The 14,625-nt window shown below is 68.4% G+C and carries 19 protein-coding genes; all 19 read left to right on the top strand.

Annotation, left to right across the window (positions count from 1 at the left end):
* The first annotated feature begins 48 nt into the window (after positions 1 to 48).
* The 19 genes from guaB to panB all read left to right on the top strand — a co-directional run bounded on the left by guaB (position 49) and on the right by panB (position 14,545).
* The gene (gene guaB / locus AC3WJT_RS14900) at positions 49 to 1,512 is read left to right on the top strand and encodes an IMP dehydrogenase (RefSeq protein ID WP_492343921.1); all 1,464 of its coding nucleotides are present in this window, start codon (positions 49 to 51) and stop codon (positions 1,510 to 1,512) included.
* A gap of 28 nt (positions 1,513 to 1,540) precedes the next feature.
* Positions 1,541 to 1,936 (top strand): MAPEG family protein, encoded by a 396-nt coding sequence (locus AC3WJT_RS14895; protein ID WP_492343920.1) that lies wholly within the window; start codon positions 1,541 to 1,543, stop codon positions 1,934 to 1,936.
* A gap of 14 nt (positions 1,937 to 1,950) precedes the next feature.
* On the top strand, positions 1,951 to 3,222 hold the full coding sequence (locus AC3WJT_RS14890) for an RsmB/NOP family class I SAM-dependent RNA methyltransferase (protein WP_492343919.1): 1,272 nt from the start codon (positions 1,951 to 1,953) through the stop codon (positions 3,220 to 3,222).
* Positions 3,219 to 3,575: a hypothetical protein gene (locus AC3WJT_RS14885; RefSeq protein ID WP_492343918.1), complete on the top strand. Its 357-nt coding sequence runs from the start codon at positions 3,219 to 3,221 to the stop codon at positions 3,573 to 3,575. Before AC3WJT_RS14890 ends, AC3WJT_RS14885 begins: the two co-directional genes overlap by 4 nt.
* Positions 3,572 to 5,128: a glutamine-hydrolyzing GMP synthase gene (gene guaA / locus AC3WJT_RS14880; RefSeq protein ID WP_492343917.1), complete on the top strand. Its 1,557-nt coding sequence runs from the start codon at positions 3,572 to 3,574 to the stop codon at positions 5,126 to 5,128. The genes AC3WJT_RS14885 and guaA overlap by 4 nt, the downstream gene beginning before the upstream one ends.
* 78 nt (positions 5,129 to 5,206) lie before the next feature.
* On the top strand, positions 5,207 to 6,709 hold the full coding sequence (locus AC3WJT_RS14875) for a serine hydrolase domain-containing protein (RefSeq protein WP_492343916.1): 1,503 nt from the start codon (positions 5,207 to 5,209) through the stop codon (positions 6,707 to 6,709).
* A 30-nt stretch (positions 6,710 to 6,739) separates the two neighbouring features.
* A complete protein-coding gene (locus tag AC3WJT_RS14870; protein ID WP_492343915.1) occupies positions 6,740 to 8,131 on the top strand; it encodes a DUF6880 family protein in 1,392 nt (463 codons plus the stop codon).
* A gap of 150 nt (positions 8,132 to 8,281) precedes the next feature.
* Positions 8,282 to 9,355 carry a sensor histidine kinase gene (locus tag AC3WJT_RS14865; protein ID WP_492343914.1) on the top strand — a complete coding sequence of 358 codons (1,074 nt, stop codon included), beginning with the start codon at positions 8,282 to 8,284 and terminating at the stop codon, positions 9,353 to 9,355.
* 22 nt (positions 9,356 to 9,377) lie between these two features.
* On the top strand, positions 9,378 to 9,839 hold the full coding sequence (locus AC3WJT_RS14860; RefSeq protein WP_492343913.1) for a DUF3237 domain-containing protein: 462 nt from the start codon (positions 9,378 to 9,380) through the stop codon (positions 9,837 to 9,839).
* Positions 9,840 to 9,845: 6 nt separating this feature from the next.
* Positions 9,846 to 10,199 carry an ArsC family reductase gene (locus AC3WJT_RS14855; RefSeq protein ID WP_492343912.1) on the top strand — a complete coding sequence of 118 codons (354 nt, stop codon included), beginning with the start codon at positions 9,846 to 9,848 and terminating at the stop codon, positions 10,197 to 10,199.
* Positions 10,200 to 10,286: 87 nt separating this feature from the next.
* A complete protein-coding gene (locus AC3WJT_RS14850) occupies positions 10,287 to 10,661 on the top strand; it encodes a DUF1801 domain-containing protein (protein ID WP_492343911.1) in 375 nt (124 codons plus the stop codon).
* A gap of 76 nt (positions 10,662 to 10,737) precedes the next feature.
* A complete protein-coding gene (locus AC3WJT_RS14845; RefSeq protein ID WP_492343910.1) occupies positions 10,738 to 10,959 on the top strand; it encodes a hypothetical protein in 222 nt (73 codons plus the stop codon).
* A gap of 4 nt (positions 10,960 to 10,963) precedes the next feature.
* Positions 10,964 to 11,401: a hypothetical protein gene (locus AC3WJT_RS14840; protein ID WP_492343909.1), complete on the top strand. Its 438-nt coding sequence runs from the start codon at positions 10,964 to 10,966 to the stop codon at positions 11,399 to 11,401.
* A 2-nt stretch (positions 11,402 to 11,403) separates the two neighbouring features.
* On the top strand, positions 11,404 to 11,916 hold the full coding sequence (locus AC3WJT_RS14835; protein WP_492343908.1) for an RNA polymerase sigma factor: 513 nt from the start codon (positions 11,404 to 11,406) through the stop codon (positions 11,914 to 11,916).
* On the top strand, positions 11,913 to 12,212 hold the full coding sequence (locus AC3WJT_RS14830; protein ID WP_492343907.1) for a hypothetical protein: 300 nt from the start codon (positions 11,913 to 11,915) through the stop codon (positions 12,210 to 12,212). Before AC3WJT_RS14835 ends, AC3WJT_RS14830 begins: the two co-directional genes overlap by 4 nt.
* A 115-nt stretch (positions 12,213 to 12,327) precedes the next feature.
* Positions 12,328 to 12,714, top strand: coding sequence for a DUF6249 domain-containing protein (locus AC3WJT_RS14825; protein WP_492343906.1), 387 nt, complete (start codon positions 12,328 to 12,330; stop codon positions 12,712 to 12,714).
* A 32-nt stretch (positions 12,715 to 12,746) separates the two neighbouring features.
* Complete coding sequence (locus AC3WJT_RS14820) at positions 12,747 to 13,325, top strand: RNA polymerase sigma factor (protein WP_492343905.1); 579 nt, start codon at positions 12,747 to 12,749, stop codon at positions 13,323 to 13,325.
* Positions 13,318 to 13,701 carry a hypothetical protein gene (locus tag AC3WJT_RS14815; protein ID WP_492343904.1) on the top strand — a complete coding sequence of 128 codons (384 nt, stop codon included), beginning with the start codon at positions 13,318 to 13,320 and terminating at the stop codon, positions 13,699 to 13,701. Before AC3WJT_RS14820 ends, AC3WJT_RS14815 begins: the two co-directional genes overlap by 8 nt.
* A gap of 16 nt (positions 13,702 to 13,717) precedes the next feature.
* Positions 13,718 to 14,545 (top strand): 3-methyl-2-oxobutanoate hydroxymethyltransferase, encoded by an 828-nt coding sequence (gene panB, locus AC3WJT_RS14810; protein ID WP_492344186.1) that lies wholly within the window; start codon positions 13,718 to 13,720, stop codon positions 14,543 to 14,545.
* Positions 14,546 to 14,625: the final 80 nt, after the last annotated feature.

Below are 14,625 nucleotides of genomic sequence, written 5' to 3'. Positions count from 1 at the left end.
CAGCGCCCCCCTTTGCCACGATACCGCGCCCGCAAAACGGAGACTCCCATGGAGATTCGCGAAGGGCTCACCTTCGACGATGTTTTGCTCGAACCCGGTCCGTCGGAAGTCATGCCGACGCAGGTCTCAACGACCTCCAGGTTCACGCGTGAGATCAGTCTGAACATTCCGCTCGTGTCCGCCGCCATGGACACGGTGACCGAAAGCCGGCTGGCCATCGCCATGGCCCAGGCCGGCGGCATGGGCATCCTGCACCGCAACCTGACCATCGAGGAGCAGGCCGACCAGGTCCGCGAGGTGAAGCGGTACGAGAGCGGCATGGTCATCAATCCGCTCACCATCAACCCGGACACGACCCTGGCCGAGATCCGCGAGATCAAGGCGCGGCGCAAGATCTCCGGCTTCCCGGTGGTCGAGCCCGGCAGCGGCAAGCTGGTCGGCATCCTGACCAACCGCGATATGCGGTTCGAGACGGACGACCGGCTCAAGGCCTCGGCCCTGATGACCCGCGAAGGCCTGATCACGGTACGCGAGGGCATCGACTCGGCGGACGCGCTCAGCCTGCTCAAGACCAACAAGATCGAGCGGCTGATCGTCGTCGATGACGACGGGCGGGCCGTCGGCCTGATCACCGTCAAGGACATCGACAAGGCGCACGACCATCCCCACGCCGCCAAGGACGAGAAGGGCCGGCTGCGCGTCGGCGCCGCCTCGACCGTCGGTGACGCGGGCTTCGAGCGCTCCATGGCGCTGGTCGAGGCCGGCGTCGACGTTGTCGTCATCGACACCGCGCACGGCCACTCCAAACAGGTCGCCGACGCCGTCGCCCGACTGAAGCGCGAAACCAACCGCGTCCAGATCGTCGCCGGCAACATCGCCACCTACGACGCCGCCCGCGCCCTGATCGACGCCGGCGCCGATGCGGTGAAGGTCGGGATCGGTCCGGGCTCGATCTGCACCACGCGGATCGTCGCCGGGGTGGGCGTGCCGCAGCTGACCGCCATCTCCGAGGCCTACCGCGCCGCTCGCGACAGCGACGTGCCGGTGATCGCCGACGGTGGCATCAAGTATTCGGGCGACCTGGCCAAGGCGATCGCAGCCGGCGCCAGCGTGGCCATGATGGGCTCGATGTTCGCCGGCACCGAGGAGGCGCCCGGCGAGGTGTTCCTCTACCAGGGCCGGTCCTACAAATCCTATCGCGGCATGGGCTCGCTGGGGGCCATGGCGCGCGGCTCGGCCGACCGCTACTTCCAGAAGGAAGTCACCGACACCTTCAAGCTCGTGCCGGAAGGGATCGAGGGCCAGACGCCCTACAAGGGCCCGATCGCCCCGGTCATCCACCAGCTGGTCGGCGGTCTTCGGGCCGCCATGGGCTATGTCGGCGCGCCCGACATCGCGCAGTTCCAGTCGCGGGCGAAGTTCATCCGCATCACCGGCGCCGGCCTGCGCGAGAGCCACGTCCATGACGTGATGATCACGCGGGAAGCGCCCAACTACCCGAGCAACGTCTGAGGCTCGGGCCACCAGGGGGGACTAGAGTATGACGTTCGAGCTTTGCATGCTGGCCTGGACGCTGGTCCTCGCCTTTGTCCAGATTCTGGCCTTCGACATCGCCCGCACGGGCCAGTACGGCCTGAAGTGGAACACCGGCGCCCGCGACGAAGAGATGCCGCCGCTGTCGCCCATCGCCAACCGGCTGCAACGGGCGCAGAACAATCTGTACGAGACCCTGCCGCTGTTCATCGCCGCCGTCCTGATCGCCCATGTGGCGGGCAAGAACAGCGACCTGACGCACAACGGCGCGCTGATCTATCTGGTCGGCCGGGTCGTCTACGTTCCGCTCTACGCTTTCGGCGTGAAGCAGATCCGCTCGCTGGTCTGGCTGGTCAGCACGGCCGGTCTTCTGATGATTTTCTGGGCCATCCTGGCCACCTGATATTGGGTGTTTGATTGCGTGACGGCGGGCGGTTAGCGGCGGCGATCCAGGTCCTCGAGGATATCGAGACGCGCCACAAACCTGCCCGCATGGCGCTCAAGGGCTGGGGCGAGTCCGCGCGGTACGCGGGCTCGAAAGACCGCGCCTTTGTGTCGGGCCTGACCCTCGACGTGCTCCGCAAGCGGCGCTCGCTGGGCTGGATGATGGGTGAGGACACCGCGCGAGCGGCCGTCCTCGCCGCCGTCCGGTTCGGCTGGGGCTGGCCGCTCGAACGGGTCGCGGAAGCGGCCGGCGACAGTGAGCACGGCATCGGCGGACTGACGGAGGTCGAGCTTTCCGCCCTGACCGCGCCGAACGCCGCCGCAGCGCCGGCGCCGGTGGCCGGCGACTATCCCGACTGGCTGGAGCCGCAGATCACGCGCGTCTTCGGCGAGGGTCGCGCGGCGGAAATGGCCGCCCTGACCGACCGCGCGCCGGTCGACCTGCGCGCCAATACGCTGAAGACCGATGCCGACCGCGCGGCGAAGGCGCTGAACCCGCTGCACGCGGTCCCCGCCGGGATCCTGCCGAACGCCTTCCGCATTCCCGCGCCGGCCGCAACCGACCGGGCCGGTTCGGTCGAGACCATCCCGCAGTTCGGCAAGGGCTGGTTCGAGGTGCAGGATCTGGGCAGCCAGATCGCCGCCGCCTGCGCCGGGGACATCAAGGGCAAGCAGGTGCTCGACTTCTGCGCCGGGGGCGGGGGCAAGACGCTCGCCCTGGCCGCGGCCATGGGCAACAGCGGCCAACTCTACGCGCACGACAGCGACGCCCGTCGGATGGCCGACATTATCCCGCGCGCCACCCGCGCCGGCGTCCGCAACCTCCAGATCCGCTCGCCGGTCGAGGTCGAGCCGCTCAGGGGCATGGACGGCCGGATGGACCTGGTGTTCGTCGACGCCCCCTGCACCGGCGCCGGCACCTGGCGGCGGCATCCGGACTCCAAATGGCGGCTGTCGCCCGAACAACTCGAACGCCGCATCGCCGAACAGGACCAGGTCCTCGACCAGGCCTGCGCCTACGTGAAGCCGGGTGGCCGGCTGATCTATGTGACCTGCTCGATCTTCGCCGAGGAGAACGAGGACAGGATCGCCGCCTTCCTGGCGCGGACGCCGGGCTTCGCCGTGGTTCCCGCCGCCTTCGAGGCGGTCGCCGACCACGCCACGCCCGAAGGCTTCCTGCGCCTCACCCCTCTCAGCGCGGGGACGGACGGTTTCTTCGTGGCGGTGCTGGAGAAGGCGAAGTGATCGGTCTTGCCGTCACACTGATGGCGGCGGCCGCGCCGTGGCCGGATTTGCCGGCGACAGGGTTCGTCTCGGGCCGGGTGGCGACGGATGTCGACATCATCGCCGGCAACGCGGTCTTTTCCCAGGGCAGCGCGCCGGGCATTTCCAGCCCGCTGCCGCTGGTCATTCCGCAGTACGCCTGCTGGACCGGCGAGAACGCCGGCCGCCAGCCGGTGATCCTGATCCAGGCCGAGACCGGCCTGATCGGCGACCTCCTGGGCCTGCGTACGCCCCGCGGCGAGGAAGTCGCCGTTCCCCTTTCTGAAGTCGCGCTGCTCGGTGTGCAGCGTCCCGCTGACAAGGACTGCCAATGAAGCCCGCTCACCAGCCCGTCCTGATCGTCGATTTCGGCAGCCAGGTGACGCAGCTGATCGCCCGCCGGGTGCGGGAGGCGGGCGTCTATTGCGAGATCCATCCGTTCGACAAGGTCGAGGCGCTTGTGGACGCCTTCCAGCCGGCGGCGATCATTCTGTCCGGCGGACCGGCCAGCGTGCTGGAGGCCGACAGCCCCCGCATCGGCACGAAGCTGTTTGAGCTCCGCGTGCCGCTGCTGGCGATCTGCTACGGCGAGCAGCTGCTGTGCGACGTTCTGGGCGGCAAGGTCGAGGGCGGCCACGCCGGCGAGTTCGGCCGCGCCGAAGTCACCATCGAAAAGGCCAGTCCGCTTTTCGAGGGGCTGGCTGGCGTCGGCGGCCTGGAAACGGTCTGGATGAGCCACGGCGACCGCGTCACCGCCATTCCGGACGGCTTCGAGGTGATCGGCACGTCGATCGGCGCGCCGTTCGCGGCCATCGCCAATGACGCCCGCAGGATCTACGGCGTGCAATTCCACCCGGAGGTCATGCACACGGTCAACGGCGCGCAGATCTACCGCAACTTCCTGTTCAACATCGCCGGCCTGAAGGGCGACTGGACCATGGCCGCCTTCAAGGCCGAGTCTATCGCCCGGATCCGCGCCCAGGTCGGCAAGGGCCGGGTCATCTGCGGCCTGTCGGGCGGGGTCGACAGCTCGGTGGCCGCCGTGCTGATCCACGAGGCGATCGGCGACCAGCTGACCTGCGTCTATGTCGACACCGGCCTGATGCGGAAGGGCGAGAGCGAGCAGGTCGTCTCGCTGTTCAAGAACCACTACAACATCCCGCTCATTCACGTTGATGCGGCTGATCTTTTCCTCGATGCGCTCGAAGGCGTCAGCGACCCGGAGACCAAGCGCAAGACCATCGGCAAGTTGTTCATCGACGTGTTCGACGCCGAGTCCGCGAAGATCGAGGGCGCCGAATTCCTCGCCCAGGGCACCCTCTATCCGGACGTGGTCGAGAGCGTTTCGGCGCGCGGCGGACCTAGCGCCGTTATCAAAAGCCACCACAACGTCGGCGGCCTGCCGGACTACATGAAGCTCAAGCTCGTCGAGCCGCTGCGCGAACTGTTCAAGGACGAGGTCCGGGCGCTCGGCGTCGAGCTGGGCCTGCACCCGGACTTCGTCGGTCGCCACCCGTTCCCCGGCCCTGGCCTCGCCATCCGGATCCCCGGCGAGATCACCCGCGAAAAGGTCGCCGTGCTTCAGCAGGCCGACGCCATCTATCTCGACGAGATCCGGAAGGCCGGGCTCTACGACAAGATCTGGCAGGCCTTCGCCGTGTTGCTGCCGGTGAAGACCGTCGGCGTCATGGGCGACGCCCGTACCTACGAAAACGTTCTGGCCCTGCGCGCGGTGACCTCCACCGACGGCATGACCGCCGACTTCTTCGAGTTCCCCTGGGACGTGCTCGGCAAGACCGCCACCCGGATCATCAACGAGGTCCGCGGCGTGAACCGCGTCGTCTACGACGTCACCAGCAAGCCGCCCGGCACGATCGAGTGGGAGTAGGGGCGCCCCTCGTCGCCCGCACCGGTGGATGATAGTTTTCCGCATGGACTCGGACGATCAGAGACAGGCGGACGCACCATGAAACGACTGATCGCTATCGGCCTTGCCACGCTGGGTCTCCTGACGGCCCCGGTCGCAGCTCGGGCCGCCGCGCCTGACGAGGCGGTGCTCAAGGACATCGACGGCATCATCGAGCAGTGGCGGACCGAGGCGCACGTGCCTGGTCTGGTCTACGGCATCGTCATCGACGGACAGCTGGCCGTCGTGCGCGGGCAGGGGGTCCAGGATCTGGAGTCGAAGCGGGCGGTCACCGCCGACTCGCTGTTCCGCATCGCCTCGATGAGCAAGGCGTTCACCGCGCTGGCGATTCTGAAGCTGGCGGACGAGGGCAAGCTGTCGCTGGACGCGCCGGCGGAAACCTATGTGCCCGAGATGCGCGGCTGGACCTATCCGACCGGCGACAGCCGCCGGATCCGGGTCCGCGACCTGCTCAATCACACCGCCGGCTTCGTGACAGACGATCCCTGGGGCGATCGCCAGCAACCCCTGCCGGAGGCGGCGTTCACCCGGATGCTCAAGGCCGGCGTACCGTTCTCGCGGCCGCCGGGCATGGCGATGGAGTATTCCAACTTCGGCTACGCGCTGCTGGGCCGGATCATCGGCAACGTCTCGGGCAAGCCCTACCAGGACTACATCCGCGACAGCGTCATGGCCCCGCTCGGCATGGCGTCGACCGGCTATGACATCAGCAAGTCACCCGCCGACCGTCGCGCGCTAGGCTACCGCTGGCAGGATGCGGCCTGGCTTCGCGAGCCGGACATGGCCGACGGCGTGTTCGGCGCCATGGGCGGCGTTCAGACCAGCGCCAACGACTACGCGCGCTGGCTCGCCTTCCTGCTGTCGGCCTGGCCCGCGCGGGATGGAGCGCAGACCGGACCGGTCCCGAGGGCGACCGTGCGCGGGATCGTCGAGGGCTCCAACTTCCCGAACGGCGGCATGCGTCCGACCCTCGAAGGCGGAACGCCCTGCAGGGCGGCGCGCGCTTACGCTATGGGCTGGACCGTGATCAGCGATTGCGAGCTGGGCCGCGCGCTGCAGCACGGCGGCGGCTATCCGGGCTACGGCTCGAACGTGATGCTGCTGCCGGACAAGGGGATCGGCATCTTCATCCTGACCAACCGCACCTACGCCGGCCCGTCGTCCGCCGTCTGGAAGGTCGCGCTGACCCTTCAGGCCAGCCGGGCTTTCCCTGATCGGGAGCCGGTCACAAGCAAGGGTGTCGCGGCCGGCTATGACATCGCCCGCAGGATCTGGGCCGTCGGCTCGGTGTCCGGATCCCGGGACGGGCTGGCGATGAACTTCCTGCTGGATCGCGACGAGGCGCACTGGGCCGCCGAACTGGCAAGGCTGAAGGCCGAGGTCGGCGACTGCCCGGCCACCGAGCCCGTGGCCCCGGTCACGGCCATGCAGGGTGCGTTCACCTGGAGCTGCGCGAAAGGCCGGATCGAGGGTGTGCTGCTGCTGGCGCCGACCCCGTCCCCGGCGCTCCAGGCGCTGAATTTCCGGGTCATGACGCCGTGATGCGCGCCATCCCGGGTCTCCGGTAACCGCATGGCGGCAGCTGTTGTCCGCACCGGCGCCAAGGCCAGAAAGTCGCCTGCCTCGACGCGGCGCCTGACGTCGGCCAACCTCGAGGCCCTGGGCCCCGAAGCCCTGGCGGCGCTCCTGCTCGAGCTCAGCGACAGCCAGCCGGCGCTCAAGCGGCGTCTGCGCATGGAACTGGCCGCCGAGAGCGGCGCCGAAGCCCTGGCTGAAGAGGTCGACAAGCGGCTGGCGATGATCGCCGGGAGCCGGGCCAAGATCTCCTGGCGCAAGAGGCCGGAGTTCATCCTCGATCTGCACGTCCTGCGCCGCATGATCGCGGGCCGCCTGGGCGACCTCGACGCCGGCATCGCGGCGCGACGGCTCTGGGCGTTCCTCGGCCTCGCCGACGACCTGTTCGCCCGGGTCAAGGATCCGAAAGGCGAGCTGGACCAGGTCTTTGTCGAGGCGGCCGGCGACATGGCCGCGCTCGCGCCGCGTGCGCCCGCCGACATCGCCCTGGCGGGGGAGGTGGCCGACATGCTGTTCCGCGCAACGACGACCTGGGGCGAGCGGCTGGGGTCGGCGCTGACAGCGTTCGGTCCGGGCTTCGGCGCGGCGGTGCTGGCCGAGCTGAACGCGCGTATCGCCGCGCGGCCGGCGTTCAAGCCGTCGGCGCGCGTCATCCGCGCGGTGGCGGATGCGGCCGGCGATGTCGACGCCTTTCTTGAGACCGTTCCCGCCACCCTGCGCCACGATCCGGGCACGGCCGCGGCGGTGGGGCGGCGATTGCTGGCGGCCGGCCGGGTCGACGAGGCGCTGGCGACCCTGCAGGCGGCCGATCCGCGCAATCGGGCGCGCGGCCTCGACGGTCGCCCCGATCCCGCCGCCGAGCCCTGGTACGTGGTGTGGATCGAGACCCTGGATCAGGCCGGCGAGACCAAGGCGGCCCATGAGGAGCGCTGGGCGACGTTTGAGCGGACGTTGTCGGACGCCCAGTTGCGTCGCTTTTTGAAGGCGTTGCCGGATTTCGATGACGTGGTCGCGACAGACCAGGCCTTCGAGGTCGCGGCGCGCTACAGGTCCTTCGGTGATGGGCTGGCGTTTCTGATGGGCTGGCCCGCCCTGCCGGAAGCTGCGGCCATGATCATCGCGCGGCGGGACGAGGTCGCCGGAGATCCGACAGACCTGGCGGAATGGTCCGCGCGCCTGGAGGCCCGCTATCCCCGCGCGGCCCTGGTGTTGTTGCGGACGGCGATCACCCTCCTGTGGAGCGATCATCGCACCCGCGATGACGCCGAGCCGCTGGCGGACGAGGCGGAGGCTCTGGCCCGGCGGATCGACGACCTGGACGGCCTCGAGAGCCATGAGGCGTTCGTCACCCGGCTGACCGCCCGCCGGCAGTTCCCCTCGCGGCGCTAGGCCCGGTTCACGCGGCATTCAGGGGCGATACTGCCTTGAGACCGCCGCAACCGGGCAAATGACTTCATTGCAGCGGCGAAGCGGCGCATACCCGAAACGGGTATGGCGCGTTGTCGTCCCGCTTGTCGGGGCCCGGAGGTGATAGCGACGATGTCCGCCAACGAAGACAAGTCCGCGCCCGGCTCACTTCTCGACACGCCGAATCTCGCCGAGGCGCTGGAAAGCGACCGGTTCAAGCAGTTCCTCGATCACATGCCGCTGGCGGTGGCGGTGGCCGAGCTGCATCCGTCGGAACGGGTCACGTACGCCAACATCGAGTTCGAGCGTCTCACCGGACAGGCCGCGGCGTCGGTGCAGGGGCGCCCCTGGGGCGTGCTGAACGCGATTGCGTCAGCCGCAGCGGGCCGCAATCTGAGCGACGCGATCGCCGCTGACGAGGACTATATCGGCGCCTTCAACCTCGACGGCGAGGACGGCCCGGTCGCCGTGGACGCCTGGTCGAACATCATCCAGGACGACGACGGTCGACCCATGTTCCGGCTGGTCGCCCTGGCCGAGATCGGCCCGCGCGACCGGGCGGAGCTCGAACTTCTCGTCCAGGAGAAGGACGTCCTGCTGCAGGAACTGCAGCACCGGGTGAAGAACAATCTCCAGATGATCACGGCCCTGATCCGGCTGGAGGCGCGCAACACGTCCGATCGGGACGCGGGGGAGCCGTTCGATCGCCTTGCCGGACGGGTCGGCGCGCTGGCGATCCTCTACCAGACCCTTTCGGCGGACTCCTTCGGCGAGAGCGTCGACCTGGGCGTCTATCTGAGCCAGATCGCCTCGGCGGTGATGCAGGCCCACGCGATCGAGGGCATCCATCTCAATCTGCAGGTCGACACCTGGCCGGTATCTATCAACGTCGCCATGCCGGCGGGTCTGGTCGTCAACGAGGTGCTGACCAACTCGCTCAAGCACGCCTTCGTCGGCAGGGACGGCGGCACGATCAGTCTTCACAGCCTGATCGACGACACCGGCTGCCGGGTGATCATTTCCGACGACGGCATTGGGCTCGCTGAAGGCGCTGTCTGGCCCAAGCCTGGACGGCTGGGGGTCCTGATCGTGCAGTCCCTGCGACAGAACGCCCGCGCGACGGTCGAGGTGGAATCCGCGCCCGGCCAGGGCATGCGCGTGACCGTCTTCTTCGCCCGCGTCGACGCTGCGCCCGACACAACCTGATCGACTGGTGCTAGGGTGGGCCATGCCCGGCCTCAAACATGCCCCCCTTCTCACGCTGACCCTGACCGTGGATTTCCGCGGCATGACAGGGATTGGCCAGACACCCGCCGGTCTGCGCCGGATCGCGCCGGTGACCGGCGGAACCTTTGCGGGTGAACGCCTGAACGGAACCGTCGTCGGCGGCGCCGACTGGGTGATCAACCGGCCCGACGGGGTGATGGTCATCGATGTCCGTCTGACCCTGTCGACCGACGACGGCGCATTGATCTACCTGACCTATCAGGGACGATTCCTGGCCGCGCCGGAGGCCATGGCCCGGTTCGGTCGCGGCGCCGTGCTGGATCCCGCTGAGTACTCCCTCGCCATCACGGCGCGCTTCGAGTGTGGCGATCCGCGCTATAGCTGGCTCAACAACGTTCTGGCGGTTGGCACGGGCGAGCAGACCGCCACGGGGCCGATCTATTCCATCTACGAGATCGGCTGAGGCGCCATGACCATCACCCTTCACGGCATCAAGGCCTGCGACACGATGAAGAAGGCCCGCGACTGGCTGGATGCCGCGGGCGTTGCCTATGCCTTCCACGACTACAAGGTCGCCGGGATCGACCGGGCGACCCTCGAGCGCTGGGCCGGGCAGGTGGGTTGGGACGTGCTGCTCAACCGTGCCGGCACGACGTTCCGCAAGCTGCCGGACAACGACAAGACCGGCCTGGACCAGGCGAAGGCCATCGCCCTGATGCTGGCCCAGCCCTCGATGATCAAACGCCCGGTTCTGGACGTGGATGGCAGCCTGACGGTGGGGTTCAAGCCGGATCTCTACGCGCGGGTGTTCGACAAGGCCTGACGTCCGGACCGGGTTCGGGTCAGACGGGATGAACGGCGGTCTGAAAGCGGGATAGACTGGCCCGGCGTCATTCCGCCGGAGATTCGGATGGACCCCGTGGTCGCCGCCTTCATCGCCGAGCTCGACCATCCGATGAAGGCCGAGATCGAGAGCGTTCGCGCGCTGATCCTTGGACTGGGCCCGCAGGTCGGGGAGGGGATCAAGTGGAAGGCGCCGACCTTCCGGACCACCGATGATTTCGCCACGATCAACCTGCGCTCGACGAACAGTCTGCAGGTGATCCTGCATCTGGGCGCCAAGGTGCGACCGGACCTGCAGAAGCCGGACATCGCCGATCCGGCAGGCCTGCTCAAATGGCTCGGCAAGGATCGCTGCATGGCGACGCTCGGCGCGGGGGATGCCTTCCGGGCCAACCTGCCGGCGTTCGGGGCTGTGCTGAGGCAGTGGATCGCGGAGGTCTGACCGTCGGCCTGAAAAAAGTTTCGGTACGCTGCATCCATCGCGCGGATCGGCGGCGACTACCTCTCAGAAAGGCGCGATGATCGCGTCGGGGCTGGAGGCGAAGTTCATGGAAGACCTGTTCCGTTCCTACTGGTGGCTGTTGTTCCCGATGGCCTGGTTCATCATCGCCGGCTGGCGCGCCTGGCTGCGCTATCTGCGCCGTCGCGACACGGTCGATCTCATCAAGTCCTACGCCGCGAGCGGCAAGGACATCCCGGCGGGCCTGATCGACAAGCTCAGCCGCCGTTCGGAGGGCTAGGACCATGGACAGCTTCGAAGACCTGTTCCGGTCGTACTGGTGGCTGATGTTCCCGCTGTTCTGGTTCATCGCCGGCGCATGGCAGAGCCTGCTGAACCTGCGGCGTCACCGCGACACGCTCGACCTGATCAAGACGTACGTGGCCAGCGGCAGGGAGATCCCGCCCGGGCTGATGGAAAGCCTCAACAAGTCCTCGTCCGATGACGACTGGGACCGCGACGAGGGACGCGGCCGCCGCACGCGGCGCTACTACGGCGGACGCGGCGTCGGCGGCTGGCCGAACGTGGCGCTGTTCGGCTCGCTGGCCCTCGGGTTCGGCTACGCCGCCCAGACGGACCTCTATGAGGCGGGGCCGGCCTTCCTGATCGTCACCTTCGTGATGGGCGCCCTGTGCCTGTCCTCGCTGGTGGCGACCCTGATGATGCGGTCGCCGAAGGACTGACGGTGGATGCGCCGCTTGTCCGGGCGGCGAGGGGCGGCTCCCAGGCCGCCTTCGGGCGGCTCGTGGACCGACACCAGCAGGGGCTGCGCCGGTTCCTGCGCCGCGCAGCGGGCGCCGATGCTGACGACGTCGCGCAGGAAGCGTTCGTCACCGCCTGGGGCAATCTGGGCCGGCTGCGCGATGACGAGGGGTTTCGGCCCTGGCTCTATGGCATCGCCTGGCGAAAGGCCTTGACCCTGAACCGTTCCGCCGCCCGAAGCGCCCGCCGCGACCACGCGTGGTCCGAAGAGCGGGAGGAGCAGACCTCCGGTCTCGCCGCCGAGGACCGCATGGCGCTCGAGGCTGCGATGGCGACCCTTCCGCAGGACCAGCGGGCCGCCGTCACCCTGTGTCTTGCGGACGGCTGGTCGCACGGCGAGGCGGCGGACGCCCTGGGCCTACCGCTGGGCACGATAAAGTCGCATGTCGCGCGCGGTCGGGATAAACTGCTGAGTGTATTGGGAGACAAGCCATGACGGCCGAGCAGCGTCTGTCCGCCTTCCTCCGGGAAGGCCGGGGCCCTGAACAGGATCCGGTCTTCACGGCCGAGGTCGCGCGGAAGGTGGCCCGGCGAGAGCTGCTGGTCGGGCTCGCGAACAGCGCGGTGCTGGCGTTCGCCGCCGCCGTGGCCCTCTGGGCCTGTGCGCCGGCGCTCGGTGCCCTGATCGAACCGGTGTCGCGGATGCTGGCGCCGGTCGCAGCGGTGCTGACGCTGACGGCCGCCTTTGTGGTGATCAGCCGGAACCTCTCGGTCCTCCGCATCCGGCTTTAGTGCGCGTTACGAAGATTTCATCCGGCGACCCGCATCCGTTGGCCCTCGCCGGCGCCTCTTACTAGTCAGAAGGCGGCCCGATCAGGCGTCGTCGAATGATCAACGAGGACATCCAATGGACTTCACCATCCTGATCCCGATCAGCATGTTCGCCATGATCGGCGCCATCGTCATCGTGCCGTCGTGGCTCAAGAGCCGGGAACGCCGCGAACTTCACTCGACGCTCCGCGCCGCCATCGACAAGGGTCTGCCGCTGCCGACCGAAATCATCGACGCCATGACCAAGAACGTGAAGGTCGCCCCGACCGCGCTGAGTGATCTGCGCGCCGGCATCATCTGGCTCGCGGTCGGTCTGGGCATCGGCGCGTTCGGCTTCGTCATCGGCTTCGATGAAGCGGACGCCTTCCACCCGCTGCTCGGCATCGGCGCGATCCCGGCCATCATCGGCCTGGCCTACATCGTCCTCAGCTTCTTCAACCCGAACAAAGCCAAGCAACCCTGACCTGATCGGGATTGGAAGGGGAGCGCAAGCACATGGCCGGGGTCAGAACACCCGCCAGTCTGCACGATGTCGAGCTCGCCGCCCTTGCGGCGGCGGGCGACCGGCCGGCCTTTGGCGAACTGGTTCGCCGACACGGCTCGGCGGTCCGGGGACTGCTGCGGCGCATGGGCGCCGAGCCGTCGCTGGCCGACGATATCGCGCAGGACGCCTTCCTGGCCGCCTTCGAGCGTGTCTCGGAGTTTCGGGGCGAGGGCACCTTCTCGGCCTGGGTCCGCAAGATCGCGGCCCGGCTCTATGTGCGCCGCTGGCGCAAGGAGTCGCGCTTCGATGTGGAGGCCGAGGATCTTGAGGACAGTCACGGTGGGGAGGTTTCCGCAGCCGCCCGCATCGATCTGGACGAGGCGATGAAGTCGCTCTCGCCCGCGGAACGGATGTGCGTCTCGCTCTGTTACGGAGCGGGGGTTTCACACGCCGAAGCAGCCGAGGCCTTGAATGCGCCTCTGGGAACGGTCAAATCCCATGTCAAACGTGGTCTGGATAAGCTCAGGCTCCGACTTGCGCCGCCTGAAGGCGCAACGAGCGAGCCGGCGGGGAGTAAGGGTCATGGCTGAGCTCGATTTCGAGATGAAGCTCGACCGGATGTTCAACGAACCCCCGGTCATGCTGGATTCGGAGGCTTTCGCCCGCCTGGTGGAGATGCGTCTCGACCGGGGCTGGAACCTGCGCCAGGTCGGGATCGGGGCCGCCGGCCTCGTCGCGGGTCTGGTGGGGGTCAGCCAGCTGCTCGGCTCACGCCTGCTGTTCGACGCCGGCGAGGCGACCCAGCGCAACGCTGTCGCCTTCACCAGCAGCGTCAACGGCCTGGTGCAGACGAGCGAGAACATTTCGGCGCTGCCGTTCGGCGGCGAGGTTTTGTGGCTGGCGGCGGCGCTGGGTGTTATGGCGCTGGCGTTCGCCGTCACCCGGGCGGTGGAAGAGTTCCAGTAATCCGCAGGAGGCCTTCCTGTCCGCCCAACGTGAAGAGTCCGTCCGCCGCATCGCCGCGCCCGACATCGCCGCCCGCAAGGGCGGCGAACCGATCGTCTGCCTGACCGCCTATACGGCTCCGGTCGCGGCCATCTTCGATGATGTCTGCGACCTGCTGCTGGTCGGCGACTCGGTCGGGATGGTGGTCCACGGCCTGCCCAACACCGTCGGCGTTACGCTGGAAATGATGATCCTGCACGGCCAGGCGGTGATGCGCGGCGCCCGGCGGGCGATGGTCGTGGTCGATATGCCGTTCGGCTCCTACGAGGGCTCGAAGGAAGAGGCCTACGCCAACGCCGCCCGCGTGATGAAGGAAACCGGCGCCCAGGGAATCAAGGTCGAGAGCGGTCCGACGGTGCCCGACACCATCCACTATCTGGTCCAGCGCGGCATCCCCGTCATGGGCCATGTCGGCCTGCGGCCCCAGGCGGTTCTGGTCGACGGTGGGTTCAAGGCCAAGGGCCGCACCGAGGACGAGCGCACCCGCATCCTCGCCGAGGCGCACGCCACGGCCGACGCCGGCGCCTTCGCGGTGGTGGTCGAGGGGGTGGCCGAACCGCTGGCCCGCGACATCACCGCCGCCATCGCCCAGCCGACGATCGGCATCGGCGCCAGCGCCGGCTGCGACGGCCAGATTCTGGTCAGCGACGACATGCTGGGCCTGTTCGACTGGACGCCGAAGTTCGTCCGCCGTTACGCCGATCTGCGCGGTGAAATCGGCCGCGCGGCCGCCGCCTACGCCACCGACGTCCGCGCTCGCCGCTTCCCTGGCGAGGCCGAGACCTATTTCTCCAAAAAGTCCTGAGGGCCTCGGCGTCACGCCGCGTTGCAGCGGCGCGGCTCACCCTATAGGTTCCGCAGCCTCAATCAGCGGATTTCCCGGAG

The sequence above is a fragment of the Caulobacter sp. FW305-C-30-S16 genome (genome assembly GCF_058783025.1).
The sequence above is the reverse complement of the archived record's forward strand: the minus strand, read 5'-3'. Positions and strand labels throughout refer to the sequence as shown.

Excerpts from the sequence above, each read along its gene's own strand:
- AC3WJT_RS14895 (WP_492343920.1), top strand. The coding sequence starts at position 1,541 with ATGACGTTCGAGCTTTGCATGCTGGCCTGGACGCTGGTCCTCGCCTTT.
- AC3WJT_RS14830 (WP_492343907.1), top strand. The coding sequence starts at position 11,913 with ATGACGGCCGAGCAGCGTCTGTCCGCCTTCCTCCGGGAAGGCCGGGGC.
- AC3WJT_RS14860 (WP_492343913.1), top strand. The coding sequence starts at position 9,378 with ATGCCCGGCCTCAAACATGCCCCCCTTCTCACGCTGACCCTGACCGTG.
- guaB (WP_492343921.1), top strand. The coding sequence starts at position 49 with ATGGAGATTCGCGAAGGGCTCACCTTCGACGATGTTTTGCTCGAACCC.
- AC3WJT_RS14875 (WP_492343916.1), top strand. The coding sequence starts at position 5,207 with ATGAAACGACTGATCGCTATCGGCCTTGCCACGCTGGGTCTCCTGACG.
- AC3WJT_RS14855 (WP_492343912.1), top strand. The coding sequence starts at position 9,846 with ATGACCATCACCCTTCACGGCATCAAGGCCTGCGACACGATGAAGAAG.
- AC3WJT_RS14825 (WP_492343906.1), top strand. The coding sequence starts at position 12,328 with ATGGACTTCACCATCCTGATCCCGATCAGCATGTTCGCCATGATCGGC.
- AC3WJT_RS14820 (WP_492343905.1), top strand. The coding sequence starts at position 12,747 with ATGGCCGGGGTCAGAACACCCGCCAGTCTGCACGATGTCGAGCTCGCC.
- guaA (WP_492343917.1), top strand. The coding sequence starts at position 3,572 with ATGAAGCCCGCTCACCAGCCCGTCCTGATCGTCGATTTCGGCAGCCAG.
- AC3WJT_RS14870 (WP_492343915.1), top strand. The coding sequence starts at position 6,740 with ATGGCGGCAGCTGTTGTCCGCACCGGCGCCAAGGCCAGAAAGTCGCCT.
- AC3WJT_RS14840 (WP_492343909.1), top strand. The coding sequence starts at position 10,964 with ATGGACAGCTTCGAAGACCTGTTCCGGTCGTACTGGTGGCTGATGTTC.
- AC3WJT_RS14845 (WP_492343910.1), top strand. The coding sequence starts at position 10,738 with ATGATCGCGTCGGGGCTGGAGGCGAAGTTCATGGAAGACCTGTTCCGT.
- AC3WJT_RS14815 (WP_492343904.1), top strand. The coding sequence starts at position 13,318 with ATGGCTGAGCTCGATTTCGAGATGAAGCTCGACCGGATGTTCAACGAA.
- AC3WJT_RS14850 (WP_492343911.1), top strand. The coding sequence starts at position 10,287 with ATGGACCCCGTGGTCGCCGCCTTCATCGCCGAGCTCGACCATCCGATG.
- AC3WJT_RS14865 (WP_492343914.1), top strand. The coding sequence starts at position 8,282 with ATGTCCGCCAACGAAGACAAGTCCGCGCCCGGCTCACTTCTCGACACG.